General features: G+C 46.9%; 1 protein-coding gene. It reads left to right on the top strand.

The features are described from left to right. Positions 1 to 56: 56 nt before the first annotated feature. Positions 57 to 901: IS1634 family transposase (locus JWG39_RS16025; protein ID WP_205220440.1), on the top strand; the 845-nt coding region annotated here is incomplete at its 3' end.

Raw genomic sequence — 901 nt, 5'->3', positions numbered from 1 at the left:
ATAAAGCGTTGAAAGCATTGGACAAAAAAGGACTCCTGTTCGTGGGAGACTGCAAAATGTCAGCGTTGGCTACACGGGCTCATCTGCATGGCCTCGAACATTGCTATCTCAGTCCTTTGCCTCAAACCGGTAAGACAGCCACCCAAATGCCTGTCTGGATACAGCAAGGCCTGGATGGAAGCCGAGAACTTCGTCCTGTTTTCAGCCGAAAGCTGGACAACAACGGAGAGCAAATATCTCTTGGCCAAGGCTATGAATTCACTCGAACCTGTTCAATAGACCAAGATGAAAAGAGATTCGAATGGGAAGAGCGCGTTCTTCTTATTTGCTCCTCCAAATACCGGGAAACACTGTCGAAAAATCTAAAAAAACGACTCGCCACGGCCACCGAAAAGTTGGAGGCATTGACTCCCGCTCCTGCTCGCGGAAAACGTCAGATTCGGGATGCAAAAACGCTTGAAGAAAAAGCTGAAACCATATTGACACAATATAAAGTCCAGGGATTGCTTCGCTATCATTCTGAGCGTGAAGAAAAAGTACTCGTTCAATATATAGGACAAGGTCGCGGCAGTGAGAACCGCAAAAAGAAACAAGTCACACAGGTCCGATACCAGATTACATCCGTGGAAAGACGGGAGGATGCAATCACTGAATTAGAGAAAACATTGGGTTGGAAAGCGTACGTCACAAACGAATCTCCTGACCAGTTGAGCTTTGAAAACGCAGTGCTCACATACCGCGACGAGTGGACAATCGAAAGAGGATTTCATCGTCTCAAGGGAGCTCCGCTCTCCTTAGATCCTGTCTTTGTCAAAAGAAATGACCAGGTTGAAGGTCTGACAAATCTTCTGAGTATAGCCTTGCGAGCCTTAACGCTGATTGAGTTTGTCGTTCGTCGAGG

The sequence above is a fragment of the Desulforhopalus vacuolatus genome (assembly GCF_016918505.1).
GTDB lineage: Bacteria > Desulfobacterota > Desulfobulbia > Desulfobulbales > Desulfocapsaceae > Desulforhopalus > Desulforhopalus vacuolatus.
The sequence above is the reverse complement of the archived record's forward strand: the minus strand, read 5'-3'. Positions and strand labels throughout refer to the sequence as shown.